Consider the following 15,053-nt stretch of genomic DNA (forward strand, 5'->3'; position numbering starts at 1 on the left):
TTCTCCTGATAAGGCAGATATTTCCTATCAGAATCTGTTATTTACCAAAAAAATCACGTATTTCCTTCTCCGATGCCTGCACGGATCCCTGCACAAAGAACGGCTTTCCTCCGCCTCTTCCATTAAGCGCCGCATTCATATCTTTGGTAAACTGGCGTAAATCGCCGTCTTTCTCTCCCATTGCGTATTTATAGCTTCCGTCTGTATTTCTGGAGAATACAGCACAGCGTCCCTTGCAAACCTGTAAGATTGCATCCGTAAGCTTCTGTACACTTCCAGCATCCATTCCCTCCTGGAATAAAAGCACGTTCTCTTTCTCTTTCCATTTGGCAGCTTCACTGGCGATAAATTCTTCCTCCAGCGCATGCACCCTTCCCTTTAATACAAAATTCTCCTCCTGAAGCCTTGTCACTGCTGCAGCTGTTTTATCTATTTTCGCAGAAAGCTTTACAGAAATCTGGCGGTTCTGTTCATTAACCATGTTCAAATAATCCAGAGCTCTTTTTCCTGACAGCATTTCCATACGGACACCTTCACGGAATTTTACTACGGAAAGCAGCTTCACCATTCCAATTTCTCCTGTACGTGTCACATGAGTTCCACAGCATGCGCAGGTATCTGCTCCTGGAAACCGCACAATACGTACCCATCCAGAAAGTTCCTTCTTGCTTCTGTACTCCAGTGCTTTTAATTCTTCCTCTGTTGGATAAAAGATTTCAACCTTCTGGTTCGCCCAGATGATCTGGTTCGCCTTTGCCTCAATCTCTGCCATCTGCTCTTCATCCACCACTCCGCTGAAATCAATGGTGATCACATCGCTTCCCATATGAAAGCCTACATTATCGTATCCAAACGCCTCATGAACAAGGCCACTTACAATATGCTCCCCAGAGTGCTGCTGCATAAGGTCAAATCTTCTGTCCCAGTTGATTTCCCCAGTCACTTCTGTGCCAATTTCCAATGGACCATCTGTATAATGGATCAGTTCGCCATTTTTTTCGTGCACTTCTTTTATATTTACATTCCCTAACGTACCGTTATCACTTGGCTGTCCGCCGCCTTCCGGATAAAAAGCAGTCTGGTCAAGAATTATTTCATAGCCTTTCTTTCCTTCACGGCACTCCAGAACCTTGGCCTTAAATTCTTTCTTATAAACATCTTCATAGTATAATTTCGTTGTCTCGTACATATATGCTCCTTCTTTCGCTTTACTCGCCGTTAATATTCTTCTAAGCTTTTTCACAAGCTTGATTATAGTCTATTTGTTTTCTTCCTGCAATTTTTATCCTTTCATTTACAAAAATAAAATTTTCATCAATTTCTGAAGTACTTTTCCCTGCAGCCGCGTTATAATTAGAGAACGGACAGGAAGGGGGCTGATAGCATTTCACAGGAACAATATCTGGAATATTTAATTGAGCAATACCAGAATCTTATTTATTCCATTTGTCTGAAATCCGTAGGCAACCCTTTTGATGCAGAAGACCTTACCCAGGAAGTATTTCTGTCCGCCTACAAAAATCTTGCCAACTTTGATGGGCTTTATGAAAAAGCCTGGCTTAGCAAGATTACAGTACGTAAATGTCTTGATTTTCTGAAAGCAGCCGGGCGCCGTTCTATCCCAACGGAAGATATTTATTTTTCCCAGCTCCCAGATCAGGAAAATCAGTCCTCACCAGAGGAACAATGCCTACAGTCCGATTCTGAACAGCAGGTATTCCAAATATGCAGCAGTCTGAAAAGTCCTTATCGAGAAATTGCCATTGCCCATTTCTGTAAGCAAATGTCCGTAACGGAAATATCGCAAAAAGAAGGAAAAAATCCAAAGACTATCCAGACACAGTTATATCGGGCAAAAAATATGTTAAAAAAAATGTTAGCAGAAAGGAGCGAGTAAATGCATATCAATAATAATGACCTTAGCAATTTTCAAGATGAAGAAATGAATACAGATGAACTGATTGCATTTCTCCAGCATCTGGACACTTGCGATTACTGCCTGGAGCAATTAATAGATACTCAGTCAGAATCCCCGGCTCCCGCTCCTGCTTACATGAAAGAAATGATTATGAAACGTGCCACTGCTGCCGATACACAGGTTCAGAAAACAGCTATAAATGCAACTCATCAAATGCGTATTTTCTACCAGGGGCTTCGCACAATGGTGGGAGTTGTACTGGCACTGATCATGTTATTCAGCCTTGGACAGATGGATTGGTTCACACCACAGCTTCCACAGTCCACAGCCAGGTCTGCCCAGGCCCGCAGAGAAGCCCAGACTTCCTTCCGTAATTTCTCAGATAACCTGACAGATGGATTCACAGACGGATCCCAAAAAGTTGTTGACTATATTAATTCTATTTCCAATACTATAACAAATGGAGGTAACTAACATGCAAAAACAAAAAAGAGGCTTTCTCCTGTTTATCTGTTCTCTGATTCCTGGAGCCGGAGAAATGTATATGGGCTTCTTCAAACAGGGAATCAGTATTATGACACTTTTCTGGGCGCTGGTTGCGATTGCCGGAGGATTAAACATCTCTTCTTTGGTTATTTTCCTTCCAGTAGTCTGGTTCTATAGTTTCTTTCATGTGCATAATCTGAAAGAGCTGCCAGAGGAAGAATTCTATGCTGTAGAAGATAATTATATTCTGAACCTTGACCGTATATTTCCAAATTCCGAAAAGCTTGCACCAAAGCATACAAAAATCATTGCTATTCTTTTGATCATTTTCGGTGCTGCTATCCTCTGGAATGGATTCCGTGACCTGCTGTTCTGGATTCTTCCGAACGCGCTGGCTATTATTGTACAGGATATCATGTATCAGATTCCATCTGTTATCATTGGAATCCTAATCATTATTGCAGGCTATCATCTTCTTACTGGAAAAATTAAAAGCTTCTCTCTGGAAGAAAAAACAGATAATAAGAAAAACGAACAGGAGCACTATTGGCAGCCATATCGCCCTTATCAGCAGTCAGACAATAACAACACAGCAGCAAAGAGTATGGCACAGTTTCCAATTCCCACAGAACCTTCCGCAAGCTCAAAGGAAACCAATACAAACAATGAACCCACAGCAGCAAGAGTCACAGATACCCCAGCTCAGCCATCTGCTGCCGCTGCTCCTTCCAATGTTAACACAGACAATGCGGATTGACGCTGGCGCGTGTCCCAAAAGCTTCTAAGATAACGTTACCGCCGATGAATCATTTCTTCATCGGCGGTATTTTTATTGAAATTTCTCCAAAAGACAGCTTGCTCTGTTTCCCATCAGACTCCTGAACCAGCAGTTTCCCATCTGGACAAATGGATAATGCCCTGGCACTTCGGCTGCTTTTATTATCTATAATTGTAATATCATTTCCTGGAACAATATTATGCTCCACATATTCTTCTGACAGCTTCAGTTCTCTGGTCTCCTCAAGCAGATGATTCACGATCTGGGCTGCAAGGCGATTCCGGTCTGCCTTCTTCGCGGACTGCTGGTCTTCGTAGATTCCACCAGCCACCTCCTGTAATTCTTCCGGAAACAATTCACGTTCCACATACAGGTTCAGCCCGATTCCCACAATAGCAAACTCAATATTTCCACTCTCAAAATCTGTTACAGCTTCTGTTAGGATTCCGCAAACCTTGCGGTTCTCTTTGTAGAGATCATTTACCCACTTAATTCCAAGTTCTATGCCGCACACTTCTTTTACGGCCTTATATACCGCAGTGGCTGCCGCAGTTGTGATCAAAAGACTTCCCTCCAGTGTCCCCTGTGGCTCCAGGATCACACTTAGATAAATACCGCTGCCCTTCGGTGAATAAAACTCCCGACCTCTGCGCCCTCTGCCAGCAGTCTGCTCCATGGCAACCACAAAAGAGCCATGTCCTGCCTGACCGCTGACAGCCATCTGTCTGGCCTCCAGATTGGTAGAGCTGATCTCATCAAAGATTCTCACTTCTCCCTGTGGATGCTCCAGAAAAAGCCGGATTCCCTCTGCTGAAATCAGGTTGCTCTCCCTTGTAAGCATATACCCTTTATTTGGTCCAGCCTCTATGGGATACCCCTCCTGTCTGAGACTGTTCACTGCCTTCCACACGGCAGCCCGTGTACAGGAAAGCTCTCTGCCAATATCCTCGCCAGATAAAGTTTCCCCTTTATGCTGTTCCAACAACTCCAAAAGTCTGGATTTCACTGTCATGCTCTCATCCTTCATAATTCTCCAGGGCTTTCTTTAAAAAGTCCCGGTATTCTTTCCGTACATTCTCCGGTGAAAGCACTTTCACATCATTTCCAAGAGCTGCAAGCCAACCATAAAACTGGGAACTCACACTCACCTGTACTCTGGTCACCGAGTGCTCATTATCTTTCGCCATGATCATGATGTCCTGTCCAAAGCGGTCTATCATTACTCCCACAAGATGGTTCTCAAATTCCAGACTGATATTCTCTTCCCTGCCGCCAAACATTCCAAAGGTGCCGGAAGCGAACTTTGCACTGTCAAACTTCTCAAAGAGTATAGCACCGTTCCTGAATTCCTTCTCAATAACGATCTTCAACATTTTATCTACACGATAATGCTTCACAATACCGCTCTTTTCATCAACTCCTACCAGATAATAATTCCCATCCTGCCATACCATCTGCCAGGGACTGATCTGGTATCGTTCTCCGTTCTTCTTCAAATGCCGTTCCTTGGATACGGTCCATTCTGTATACTGGAAGCTGATCTGCCGGTTCTCTGAAATCGCTCTATGGATCTCATCCACATTGTAGTAGATGCTCTCATTAGTATTCTTCACCTGATTCTGTACGATCACCTGCCGCTGCAGATCCTTGGCCTGATAAATACTGGTAAGATGTTCCAGCTTCTGAATCAGCTGACGTGATTTCCCGCTGGTCAGAAATCTGGAAAACTGAACAGCATCCACAAGCAATTTCAGTTCTGCGGTCTCAAACTCACGGCTCGCCAGATAAAAGCCAGCCGGTCTCTCCCTACGGTTCACAATGTCCATTCCAAATACGCGCAAAGTCTCTATATCGTCATATATGGTCTTTCGCTCTGCGTGGATTCCAAGACTCTCCAGATAGGAAATCAGATCTTTCACACTCATGGGATGTGCCTCATCTGTTTTCTCAGAAAAGACGCGCATAAGATATAAAATTTTCAGTTTCTGCTGGAAAGATTTCGGCATGTCCTTACTCCTATTTATCTGTCAATACTGCTACGACTCCAGAATATAATACCACAAAAGCAAATATCAAGGCAACAATATCCCCACCATGAAAATCATAATTAAAGATCATAGCTCCCCCGATCATGATCTCCAACGTAATAAAAAACCCCAGTATCATGGCTGTACTTCCAGAAAACTTTCTGCCCTGGCTCTCCTGAGCTTCTTCTATGTATCCTTCTGCGAGAGCTGCCTTTCTGTTATTCAAATTTCTGCCTGAATTCCACATAATCTCTCCTCCTTTTTCCAAACGTCACCATCATCCGTCTCTCAAATATCGAACATATTTTCCGAACATGTTTTCTTGTATGAGATTAGTCTACCACATTATTAGTCCTATAAAACGGCACAAATTTACTTTTTTCGAATATTTGTTCGTTTTTACTCATAAAAATACCGCCTGCAAACACCTTTTTAAGCATTTTCAGACGGTATTCATTACAATATATTGGATTTCAGGCAAACCCTGTTTTACATAAATCCTGCAAACGCAGATGCTGCGATAACTGTCAAAAGACCGGCAACTGCTATTGCAAGGCTGCTCATTGCTCCCTCTACAGGTCCCAGTTCCATTGCTTTGGATGTACCGATGGCGTGGGCAGAAGTTCCAAGAGCCAGGCCTTTGGCAATAGGCTCCTCTATCTTCGCCAATTTAAGTACAGCTTCCGCGATCACATTTCCAAGCACACCGGTAATGATGATAACCGCAACTGTGATCGTCACAAGCCCACCAAGCTCCTCTGATACGCCCATTCCAATGGCTGTTGTAATGGATTTCGGAAGGAGAGTAACATACTCGGCATGGGAAAGTCCGAACAGTTTTGCAAAAATAAGAACACTTACCATACTTGCCAGCACGCCGGAAACAATCCCGATAATAATCGCTTTCAGGTTATTGCGAAGCAAGGTAAGCTGTCTGTAAAGAGGCACTGCAAGACATACTGTAGCGGGGGTAAGCAGATAGCTGATATACTGACCACCAGCATTATAAGTCTTATAATCCACCTGCATCAGCTGAAGGATTCCCATTACGCAAAGAATTGCGATCAAAAGAGGATTAAACAGCGCCATCTTAAATTTTTTCTTCAGCAAAAGACCGACCTCATATCCGACCAGACTTAATGCCGCCCCGAAAAACAGGGAATTCTCAATAAAAGACATCATTTCTTATCTCTCCTCCTGTCTTTTCTGATCACAAACTGCGTACTGCGGCCAGTTACTACCATTACAATAACCGTAGTCAGAATTGTGATGATCACAACAGGAATCCAGATTGGCTGCAGGTCGCCCCATGCTTCCAATAAGCCCACACCTGCCGGGACAAACATAACCGGCATGATCTCAACCAGAAAATCCGCTGCATCCTCCACCTGTTCAAGCTTCAGGATTCCACTGATAAGTGCTCCCAGCATCAATACAAGTCCGTAAACACTGGCTGGTACCGGAAGGGGCAGCAGGATATGCAGTCCTTCGCCTAATGCTGAAACCAGCAAAATAATACAAAATTGCCTTAGATACTTCAATTTCCGTCTTCCTCCTCGCTGTCTCCACAAAGAAGTTCATTTGCAATTTCCAGATATGGCTGGAGCTCGTCCAAAGCAGCTCGTCCATTTCGTTTCATCTTTGTAACCCCTGGATACTGTGCAGGGATGGATTTTGTCATATTTCCATCGCCATAGATCTTGACCATATCACCATTTTCCAAAGTGTCCCCGGCAATCAATTTATCATTTCTGTTATAAATTCCTTCCTTGGGAACCGCTGCCTTGAAAACTGTTTTTTTGTCCATATCTACGAATACCATTTCCTTCAGTACATCTCCGGCTTCCACATAGATCGCCCTGATCGCCTCTTTTTCCAGACGGGCTTCCTCCTGCTTGTCTTTCTCAGCCTGTCTGGCAACCAGATTCCAGAAAGAGCCACCTACCAAGCCAAAGATCACCAGAAGAATGACAGTCCCTACAATGAATTTCACATCAATTTCTTTTTTCTCCACTGCAAATCCTCATTTCTTTCATGGCACTTTTCTTCTGCCCCATTATACCTTATCTCGTTAAAATTGCAATGTTATCTTTCGACAATTCTGCAACCTGTTTTCCCTGTTTTTTCTACAATATTATTTGAAAGTCTTATTCGGTATATCTCTTTTTCCACATGACAGGATTTAAAACGTAATCTTTTCCACTGTCCAGACTCCGTTCTCCACCGTCATGACAGCCATAGTCACACCGCCTCCGAACCGGCTTCTGCCGCAGCTTCCAGGGTTTAACCACAGCCTTCCGTCAATCTCTTTTGAAAAATACTGGTGGCTGTGTCCAAAGATCACCACCTGCGTGTCTCCCAGTTCCCAGGCTACATCTTTTTTATCATGGACTATAAAAAATTTCACATTTCCTACGGTAAAATTCAGGCTTCTTCTCAAATTCTGCGCCCAGTATCCATCATTATTTCCCCGCACAACATATAATGCCCCCAGCGGTCTGAGGGCATCCAGAAGTTCCGGCCGGTCTACATCTCCTGCATGAAAAATATAATCACAGTTCTTCAGTATTTCCACCACTTCCGGCCGCAGAAGTCCATGGGTATCTGAAATAATTCCAATTTTTATCCTTTTTGTTTCGGTCATTTTTCTCCTACTTCTGGGTAAACAGACAGATTTTTCCATATTCACCATCAAATCCCGGCTTACAGATCACTTCTTTTCTTCGCAGTTTTCCAATGCCTTCTGCAATTTTTTCACTGCTCTCCTTCTCTATATCTTCAATGGGAATTTCCCTTAAAATCTGAAATTCATTTCCCAGCTTCTGAAGCATTTTTTCGTATTCACAGGCCACTGTTTTGGTTGTCACAGCTTTGCCAACACAGGCAGAAATCACTTCTGGAAGAGGCACAATACTTTCAAAAGGTCTGGCATTTTTCTTTACAAAACCGGTCTCCCGGTCCGCCAGATCCAGGATTCTGTGATCTACTCCCATAGTCAGTTTTTTCCCACATACAGGACATTTTCCATGATATTTTTCTGCCTCCTCCGGGCTCAGGCAAATGTGGCATTTTCGGTGGCCATCATAATGATATTTCCCCTCTTCCGGGAAAAATTCCAAAGTTCCCATAAGTCCTTTTCCATATTGAATGGCGTTATAAAGGCCTTCATAAGACAATTCAATGTCCAGAAGATTGGCTTCCCTGCCCAGCCTGGATGGGGAATGGGCATCGGAATTAGATATCAGCTGAAGCCCATCAAGTGCAGATAATCTCCAGTTCATAGGAGGATCGGAAGAAAGACCGGTCTCCACAGCATGAACATATTGGGTGAGATCTTCGAAGCATTCTTCCATAGTATCAAAGCCGGAAGCTGCACCGAAAAGGCCAAAATGGGGCGTCCAGATATGAGCCGGGACCAGCATTCCGCCTTTACAGTTTTCCAGTAAAATTTCCAGAAGGTCGTGACAGTCAAGCCCCAGGATTGGTCTTCCATCCGAGTAGATATTTCCAATCTGTTCCAGCTTCCCAGCCATCTGATCTGCCGCCTCAAGTCCTGGTAAAAGAAGCACGTTATGCACCTTCCTGCACTTTCCGTTCTTCTTATAAATAGAACTGATTTCTCCCGTAATGACAAATCTAGGAGCCTGTCCTGGAAGCAGTTTTGCCTCTTCCAGAACGTATTCTTCCTTTAAACGATATAATCCTGTTTCTGCCGGGACCAGCTTTTCTTTTAATTCTTCCCGCCATGCAGGGTGGGTAAAATCTCCGGTTCCAACAAGAGAAATTCCCTTCTTTCTAGCCCACAGATCCAGATATTCCGGGGTTCCAAGTTTACTTGTTGCCATGGAATATCTGGAATGAATATGAAGATCTGCGATTATTTCCACTTTTCTTTACTCCATTTCAGGCATTTATTTCCTCTGATCTTCTTTGCGCTCTGCAAACCGCAAGGCTTTCAATTCTGCCTGACATTTTATCTTTTATTTTTTCTTTTTATACCAGCTTGTAATCCACTTTCCTGCAGCAGTCAGATTTCCAGATGTCCATTTACTGGTCTTGCTGCAGTTAGATTTAATAAGTGCAGAGCTTTCAGCCTTATTGGACAAGCTCCATGCCATATAACTGATCTTGTTTTTGTCCAGGAAGGTAAGCCATTTTTTAGCTTCATTTTTATCCAGCCCACCATTTCCGGAAGCATCGCAAATACTGAATTCCGAAACAAATAATGGAAGCCCTTTGTTAAGTGCCGTCTGCGCTTTGTCTCTCAGCCATTGCTTATGAGTCGCTGCATAAAAATGCAGGGTATACATTACATTTTTCCTGTATTTCTTTGCAATCGGGGACAGTGCAGCCTGGTCTACATCCTGTGACCAGTTTGGTGTTCCAACCAGGATCACTGCTTTTTTATCATAGGTACGGATACCTTTTATAATCTTTTCTGCGTATTTTTTTATGGTATTCCAGGAAGTTCCACCATTCGGTTCATTGCAGATTTCATAGATCACATTGGTGTTATTTTTATATTTTTTTGCCATTTTTTTGAAGAATTTTAAGGCTTCTTTCTGATGCTGCTTTGGATTTCCATCACTTAAAATATGCCAGTCAATGATTACATAGAGACCAGCATTTGTGGCATATTTTACGCCATTGTCGATGTACTTTTCCAGCTTGCGCTGATTGGCTGCATCACCAGTGCAATACCCATTATATTCCGCAGTATACATGGCAAGGCGGACTGCATTTACTTTCCAGTTCTTCTTAATATAAGTAAATGCACTCTGATTTACATACTCTGGATACCAGGATAAGCCATGGGTGCTCACACCGCGGAGCTGCACTGTTTTTCCACTGCTGTTCACAAGCTTCGTACCCTTTACCTGCAGTCTTGAAAGCTTCGAAGCTGCAGATACCGGCACACAAAGTGTGCATAAAAGCAAACACATAAGAAGCAATCCAAACCATTTTTTTCTTTTTTCGATCATTACATTCCCTCCTCCATTAAGCGCCAGCCATTGTCTTTTAACCATTTTTGCCGCTCCCGATAATCTGGAAGAATGGTCTCCACTTCCTTCCAGAATGCCTGGGAATGGTTCATTTCCCTGCGGTGACAAAGTTCATGTACCACCACATAATCCAGCACCTCAGAGGGTGCCAGAATCAACAGCCAGTTAAAGTTCAGATTTCCATTTACAGCACAGCTTCCCCACCTTGTTTTCTGCTGCCGCAGGGTGATTTTTCCATATGTGACTCCTATTTTTTCTGCAAAATAAGCGACTCGTCTTGGAATTACCACGCAGGCTTTGTTCTGTAAATGTTGTCTTTCCAGGGCGGACAGTCTTGGAACATGCTCTCTTTGTTCGTCCCTTTTCTGGATTTTCTCCATATTTTTCAAAATCCATTCCTGTTTTTCTTCCACAAATTTCCGGATTCTGGTCTCTGACAAACGAAGAGGTGCACGCACGATGATTCTGCCATCCGGCTTGATCTCCAGACTCATTGTTCTGCGGCTGCTGCGGATGATCTGATAGGAAATCTTCTGGTTCAGCATAGGCACTTCTCCATATGGGCATTCATCTGCTGGTCCAGGATTTCCATCTTTTCCCTGGTGTCTTCGTCCTTATAATCCAGTCTCTTTATGATTCTGGAAATATAATTCTTTTCCTTCATGATCTGCCATGTTTCCTTAAAATTCAGGTCATAATATTGTGCCACATAGGACACCCAGTAATCCACAGAGGTTACCCTGTCCTGGGACAAAACAGCCTCTCTTTTCAGGCAGGCATTCCACACCTTCGGGGATATTTTTCCCTCCCCTGCGCGTTCCTGTGGCACCCCGATCATGGCTTCTACAGAGTCCACAAGCTTCACTCTGCAATTGTCAAGTTTGTCCGCATCACGGATTATTTTTGCATGAAAAAGAGTCCGCTTATCCGGGATTCCTTCCAGGCGGAAATCACTGTGTCTGGCGATTGCAGTGTGGATGATTCCATCATACTGCCTTTCCTCTAAGAACCTGCTGATCATAGGGTTCTCCCCTTCAAACAATAGCTGCGCGCCAAATGCTGCGTGATCCATGGTATCCGGTGAGAAGCTGTCATAAAGGCGCAGCTGCTCGAACCTTCCAATATCATGGAGCAGCGCGATCATCTCTGCCAGCTGCTGGTCCTCTTCATTTAAATGCATTCTGTGCCCGATTTCCCGGGCGCTTTTTACCACTCCGTATGTATGGATGATCTTTAATTTTATCTTCTCATCTTCTCTGTCGTATCCATCCAGATACTCTTCGAAAACGTCCCTTGCGTGTTTAAAATCAATTTTCAAAATGTCTTCCTTTCTGCTGCATCTTAGATGCGGCTACACTCTTATTATAAACTACCAGCATTTCTTTTCCAATAGGAGCTTCGGATTTTCGGAAATTTCTACAGCTTGCGTCAGCTCTGTCCATAACGTATAATACAAGACAGAAATCACGTATATGCAGAACTGAAAAGGCTGTTTCGCACACTATAGTTTGCATCATATTATCGCTGATTGAAAAAAGGAGGATACCCATGGCAGATAAAACACCAGATAATTTTCCTAATGTAGACGAAACCATGAAGGAGCTGGAAACTCATGGCTCTTTTGAACTGCCAGTGGAAACCTATACCGATAATTGTGAGATTTTTCGTTCCTTATACAACCACTGGCACAAAGAAATGGAGATCATCTATATTGACAGGGGAAGCGGTCTGGCAAGGTTAAACCGGGAAACGCTGCGTCTGAAGAAAGGAGATCTTCTTATTGTGAACAGCGGTGTTCTTCATGGAATCAAATCTGATTCCAGACATATTTTATATTATAGAAGTGTGGTGTTTGACTTAAATTTTCTGGCTGGTCCTGCTGGGGATCTCTGCCAGGAAAAAGTGATTTCCCTGCTTATGGAAAACCGGGCAGAGTTCACTCATCTGATCACCCCTTCCCATGAAAACTATGATAATATTTTCCATCTTTTCTGTGAAATCCATAAATGCCATCATGAGAAACCTCCTTTCTATTATATGAAATTAAAGGGCCTTTTCTATGGGCTTTTTTATGAAATGCTGGCAGGAAATTACATTATTACCACCGATGCAGACCAGAACAGGAATCTTTTATCCATGAAAAAGGTGCTGGACTATATCAGTACCCACTACCGGGAACCTTTATCTGTAAAAGAACTGTCCGGCCTTTCCAATTACAGTGAATTTTATTTTATGAAGCTTTTTAAACAGTATACTGGAAAAACAGCTGCTGCCTACTTAAATGACTACAGGCTTGAGAAGGCAAAGTCCCTGCTATTGCACACAGATGCCTCTGTGACAGACATTGCCCTGGATGTTGGCTTCAACAATACCAGCTATTTTATAAAAAAATTTCAGGAAGCCAATCAACTTTCCCCTCATAAATTTCGCAAAAAAATGTCATAACAGAACAGTTTTGTTGTATTTTTCCCAGAGCTGCATATGCTAATATAACAGCATCAGACAGAGGTGAGGTCCATGACACCTGACTGATCAATGGACTTTAATCAACATTCATACGCTCTCGAAAGGAGAAAATCATGAAAGCTTTAGAAACTATGATTCAGGACATGTTCCACAAAGACTGCGCAGCATGTACAGACCAGGAAGTATATGAAGCACTTCTCACATATACAAAGGAACAATTAGCTGCAAAGGGCTATCACGACGGAAAGAAAAAAATCTATTATATTTCTGCGGAATTCCTGATTGGAAAGCTTCTTTCCAACAATCTGATCAACCTTGGAATCTACGATGAGGTTGCAGAGTTCCTGAAAAAAAACGGCAAATCCTTAGCAGAAATTGAGTCTGTTGAACCGGAACCATCACTTGGAAACGGCGGTCTTGGACGTCTGGCTGCATGCTTTCTGGACTCCATTGCAACACTTGGACTGCCAGGCGAAGGTATCGGCCTGAACTACCACCTTGGACTTTTCAAACAGGTTTTTGAAGACAACCTTCAGCATGAGGTTCCAAACCCATGGATCACTCCGGAGTCCTGGCTGAGTGCTACAGATGTAACTTATATGGTTCCATTCCGAGGCTTTTCCCTGAAATCTACCATGTACAATATTGACGTTGCCGGCTATGAAAATAAGGCCATCCGCCTGCGTCTTTTTGATATTGACCTGGCTGACGAGTCCATGGTTCACGATGGAATCACCTTTAATAAAAAAGATATCCTGCACAATCTGACACTGTTCCTGTATCCGGATGACAGCGACGAGGATGGACGTAAGCTTCGTGTTTACCAGCAGTATTTCATGGTAAGCAATGCAGCCCAGCTGATCCTGGATGAGGCAGTTTCCAAGGGAAGTAATCTTCATGATCTGGCTGATTATGCAGTGGTTCAGATCAACGACACACACCCAAGTATGATCATTCCAGAGTTTATCCGTCTCCTTGGCGAACGCGGAATTGACTTTGACGAGGCAGCTGAAATCGTTTCCCATGTATGCGCATATACCAACCATACAATCCTTGCTGAGGCTCTTGAGAAATGGCCGATTCACTATCTGGAGGACATTGTTCCGCAGCTGGTTCCGATTATCCGCAAGCTGGATGAGAAGGTAAAAGCGAAATATCCGGCTGAAAATCTTGCTATTATTGACAGCAATAATCTGGTTCACATGGCTCATATGGATATTCATTATGGCTTCTCCATCAACGGTGTTGCATCCCTTCATACAGAGATCCTGAAGAACTCTGAGCTTCACCAGTTTTATGAGATCTATCCGGAAAAATTCAATAATAAGACCAATGGTATTACCTTCCGCCGCTGGTTAATGTATTGTAACCAGTCCCTTACCAAGTTTATTTCTTCTCTTATTGGAGATGGTTTTAAGAAGGATGCAGATGAACTGAAGAAGCTTCTGGCTTACAAGGATGACCAGAAGGTACTGGATCAGCTTCTTGAGATCAAGGCAAACGCAAAGAAGATCTGCAAGGATTTTGTACTGGAAAATACTGGTATTGAGATTGATGAAAACAGTGTTTTTGATATCCAGATCAAGAGACTTCATGAGTACAAACGCCAGCAGTTAAATGCCCTTTATATCATCTATAAATATCTGGAAATCAAGGGTGGAAAGAAACCGGAAAGACCGATCACTTTCATCTTTGGTGCAAAAGCAGCTCCTGCTTATTACATTGCAAAAGATATCATTCATTTGCTTCTGACTCTGGAAGCTTTAATCCAGAATGATCCGGATGTAGCTCCTTATATGAAGCTTGTTATGGTGGAAAATTATAATGTAAGTGCTGCTGAAAAGCTGATTCCGGCCTGCGATATCTCCGAGCAGATTTCCCTGGCTTCCAAGGAGGCAAGTGGTACTGGAAATATGAAATTTATGCTCAATGGTGCCGTTACTCTTGGTACTATGGATGGCGCAAATGTGGAAATCAGCGATCTGGTTGGCAAAGAAAATATCTATATCTTTGGCGAGTCCAGTGATGACGTAATCAAGCATTATGAGAAAATGGATTACAATTCCAGAGCGATTTATGAGAGCGATGCTGACATTAAGAGGTATGTGGATTTCATTGTCAGCGAGCCGATGCTGAAGCTTGGTAAAGAGGAGCATCTGAGAAACTTCTATAATGAACTTCTGAATAAAGACTGGTTTATGACTTTGCTGGATCTGAAGGATTATATTAAGGTAAAAGATCAGGTGTTTGCGGATTATGAGGACCGCAATAGCTGGGCTAAGAAAATGCTCGTAAATATTGGAGAGGCTGGATTCTTCTCCTCTGACAGAACGATTGCACAGTATAATAAAGATATCTGGCATTTGAACTAAGAA

Annotated in this window: 16 protein-coding genes and 1 pseudogene; 5 read left to right on the forward strand and 12 right to left on the reverse strand. The window is 43.0% G+C overall.

Annotation, left to right across the window (positions count from 1 at the left end):
• Positions 1-37: 37 nt before the first annotated feature.
• A complete protein-coding gene (locus LIQ05_RS05945) occupies positions 38-1,189 on the reverse strand; it encodes an alanyl-tRNA editing protein (RefSeq protein WP_226819378.1) in 1,152 nt (383 codons plus the stop codon).
• Positions 1,190-1,414: 225 nt separating this feature from the next.
• On the opposite strand from LIQ05_RS05945, the gene LIQ05_RS20265 reads away from it, so the two are divergent.
• Genes LIQ05_RS20265 through LIQ05_RS05960 form a run of 3 tightly spaced genes read left to right on the forward strand, consistent with a single transcriptional unit; the run spans position 1,415 to position 3,161 of the window.
• Positions 1,415-1,897, forward strand: coding sequence for an RNA polymerase sigma factor (locus LIQ05_RS20265; protein WP_226819573.1), 483 nt, complete (start codon positions 1,415-1,417; stop codon positions 1,895-1,897).
• Positions 1,898-2,392: a hypothetical protein gene (locus LIQ05_RS05955; protein WP_226819380.1), complete on the forward strand. Its 495-nt coding sequence runs from the start codon at positions 1,898-1,900 to the stop codon at positions 2,390-2,392.
• Between the two features lies 1 nt (position 2,393).
• The gene (locus tag LIQ05_RS05960; RefSeq protein ID WP_226819382.1) at positions 2,394-3,161 is read left to right on the forward strand and encodes a hypothetical protein; all 768 of its coding nucleotides are present in this window, start codon (positions 2,394-2,396) and stop codon (positions 3,159-3,161) included.
• A gap of 49 nt (positions 3,162-3,210) precedes the next feature.
• On the opposite strand, the gene LIQ05_RS05965 is transcribed toward LIQ05_RS05960, so the two are convergent.
• From LIQ05_RS05965 to LIQ05_RS06015, 11 genes and pseudogenes are all read right to left on the reverse strand, one after another.
• A complete protein-coding gene (locus LIQ05_RS05965) occupies positions 3,211-4,209 on the reverse strand; it encodes a biotin--[acetyl-CoA-carboxylase] ligase (protein ID WP_226819384.1) in 999 nt (332 codons plus the stop codon).
• Positions 4,199-5,188 carry a helix-turn-helix transcriptional regulator gene (locus LIQ05_RS05970; protein WP_226819386.1) on the reverse strand — a complete coding sequence of 330 codons (990 nt, stop codon included), beginning with the start codon at positions 5,186-5,188 and terminating at the stop codon, positions 4,199-4,201. Before LIQ05_RS05970 ends, LIQ05_RS05965 begins: the two co-directional genes overlap by 11 nt.
• Before the next feature lie 10 nt (positions 5,189-5,198).
• Complete coding sequence (locus tag LIQ05_RS05975) at positions 5,199-5,456, reverse strand: hypothetical protein (protein ID WP_226819388.1); 258 nt, start codon at positions 5,454-5,456, stop codon at positions 5,199-5,201.
• A gap of 242 nt (positions 5,457-5,698) precedes the next feature.
• Complete coding sequence (locus LIQ05_RS05980; protein WP_226819390.1) at positions 5,699-6,391, reverse strand: LrgB family protein; 693 nt, start codon at positions 6,389-6,391, stop codon at positions 5,699-5,701.
• Entirely contained in the window at positions 6,388-6,750 is a 363-nt protein-coding gene (locus LIQ05_RS05985; RefSeq protein WP_226819392.1) for a CidA/LrgA family protein, read from the reverse strand. Before LIQ05_RS05985 ends, LIQ05_RS05980 begins: the two co-directional genes overlap by 4 nt.
• Entirely contained in the window at positions 6,747-7,223 is a 477-nt protein-coding gene (locus LIQ05_RS05990) for a hypothetical protein (protein ID WP_226819393.1), read from the reverse strand. The genes LIQ05_RS05985 and LIQ05_RS05990 overlap by 4 nt, the downstream gene beginning before the upstream one ends.
• A 168-nt stretch (positions 7,224-7,391) precedes the next feature.
• Positions 7,392-7,853, reverse strand: a complete 462-nt coding sequence (locus tag LIQ05_RS05995; protein ID WP_226819395.1) for a metallophosphoesterase family protein — start codon at positions 7,851-7,853, stop codon at positions 7,392-7,394.
• Positions 7,854-7,872: 19 nt separating this feature from the next.
• A pseudogene (locus tag LIQ05_RS06000) lies at positions 7,873-9,054 on the reverse strand (endonuclease Q family protein); the annotation flags it as partial.
• Positions 9,055-9,189: 135 nt separating this feature from the next.
• The gene (locus tag LIQ05_RS06005; protein WP_226819399.1) at positions 9,190-10,191 is read right to left on the reverse strand and encodes a glycoside hydrolase family 5 protein; all 1,002 of its coding nucleotides are present in this window, start codon (positions 10,189-10,191) and stop codon (positions 9,190-9,192) included.
• Positions 10,191-10,757 (reverse strand): M48 family metallopeptidase, encoded by a 567-nt coding sequence (locus tag LIQ05_RS06010; protein WP_226819401.1) that lies wholly within the window; start codon positions 10,755-10,757, stop codon positions 10,191-10,193. The genes LIQ05_RS06005 and LIQ05_RS06010 overlap by 1 nt, the downstream gene beginning before the upstream one ends.
• On the reverse strand, positions 10,751-11,530 hold the full coding sequence (locus tag LIQ05_RS06015) for an HD domain-containing protein (protein WP_264292726.1): 780 nt from the start codon (positions 11,528-11,530) through the stop codon (positions 10,751-10,753). The genes LIQ05_RS06010 and LIQ05_RS06015 overlap by 7 nt, the downstream gene beginning before the upstream one ends.
• Before the next feature lie 230 nt (positions 11,531-11,760).
• Between LIQ05_RS06015 and LIQ05_RS06020 the strand changes: the two genes are divergently transcribed.
• Complete coding sequence (locus tag LIQ05_RS06020; protein WP_226819403.1) at positions 11,761-12,657, forward strand: AraC family transcriptional regulator; 897 nt, start codon at positions 11,761-11,763, stop codon at positions 12,655-12,657.
• Positions 12,658-12,791: 134 nt separating this feature from the next.
• Positions 12,792-15,050 (forward strand): glycogen/starch/alpha-glucan phosphorylase, encoded by a 2,259-nt coding sequence (locus LIQ05_RS06025; protein WP_226819405.1) that lies wholly within the window; start codon positions 12,792-12,794, stop codon positions 15,048-15,050.
• Positions 15,051-15,053: the final 3 nt, after the last annotated feature.

The sequence above is a fragment of the Blautia glucerasea genome (genome assembly GCF_020537505.1).
GTDB lineage: Bacteria > Bacillota > Clostridia > Lachnospirales > Lachnospiraceae > Blautia_A.

Coding starts and splice junctions, on each gene's coding strand:
- LIQ05_RS05945 (WP_226819378.1), bottom strand. CDS start 1,189: ATGTACGAGACAACGAAATTATACTATGAAGATGTTTATAAGAAAGAA.
- LIQ05_RS05955 (WP_226819380.1), top strand. CDS start 1,898: ATGCATATCAATAATAATGACCTTAGCAATTTTCAAGATGAAGAAATG.
- LIQ05_RS05960 (WP_226819382.1), top strand. CDS start 2,394: ATGCAAAAACAAAAAAGAGGCTTTCTCCTGTTTATCTGTTCTCTGATT.
- LIQ05_RS05965 (WP_226819384.1), bottom strand. CDS start 4,209: ATGAAGGATGAGAGCATGACAGTGAAATCCAGACTTTTGGAGTTGTTG.
- LIQ05_RS05970 (WP_226819386.1), bottom strand. CDS start 5,188: ATGCCGAAATCTTTCCAGCAGAAACTGAAAATTTTATATCTTATGCGC.
- LIQ05_RS05975 (WP_226819388.1), bottom strand. CDS start 5,456: ATGTGGAATTCAGGCAGAAATTTGAATAACAGAAAGGCAGCTCTCGCA.
- LIQ05_RS05980 (WP_226819390.1), bottom strand. CDS start 6,391: ATGATGTCTTTTATTGAGAATTCCCTGTTTTTCGGGGCGGCATTAAGT.
- LIQ05_RS05995 (WP_226819395.1), bottom strand. CDS start 7,853: ATGACCGAAACAAAAAGGATAAAAATTGGAATTATTTCAGATACCCAT.
- LIQ05_RS06005 (WP_226819399.1), bottom strand. CDS start 10,191: ATGATCGAAAAAAGAAAAAAATGGTTTGGATTGCTTCTTATGTGTTTG.
- LIQ05_RS06010 (WP_226819401.1), bottom strand. CDS start 10,757: ATGCTGAACCAGAAGATTTCCTATCAGATCATCCGCAGCAGCCGCAGA.
- LIQ05_RS06020 (WP_226819403.1), top strand. CDS start 11,761: ATGGCAGATAAAACACCAGATAATTTTCCTAATGTAGACGAAACCATG.
- LIQ05_RS06025 (WP_226819405.1), top strand. CDS start 12,792: ATGAAAGCTTTAGAAACTATGATTCAGGACATGTTCCACAAAGACTGC.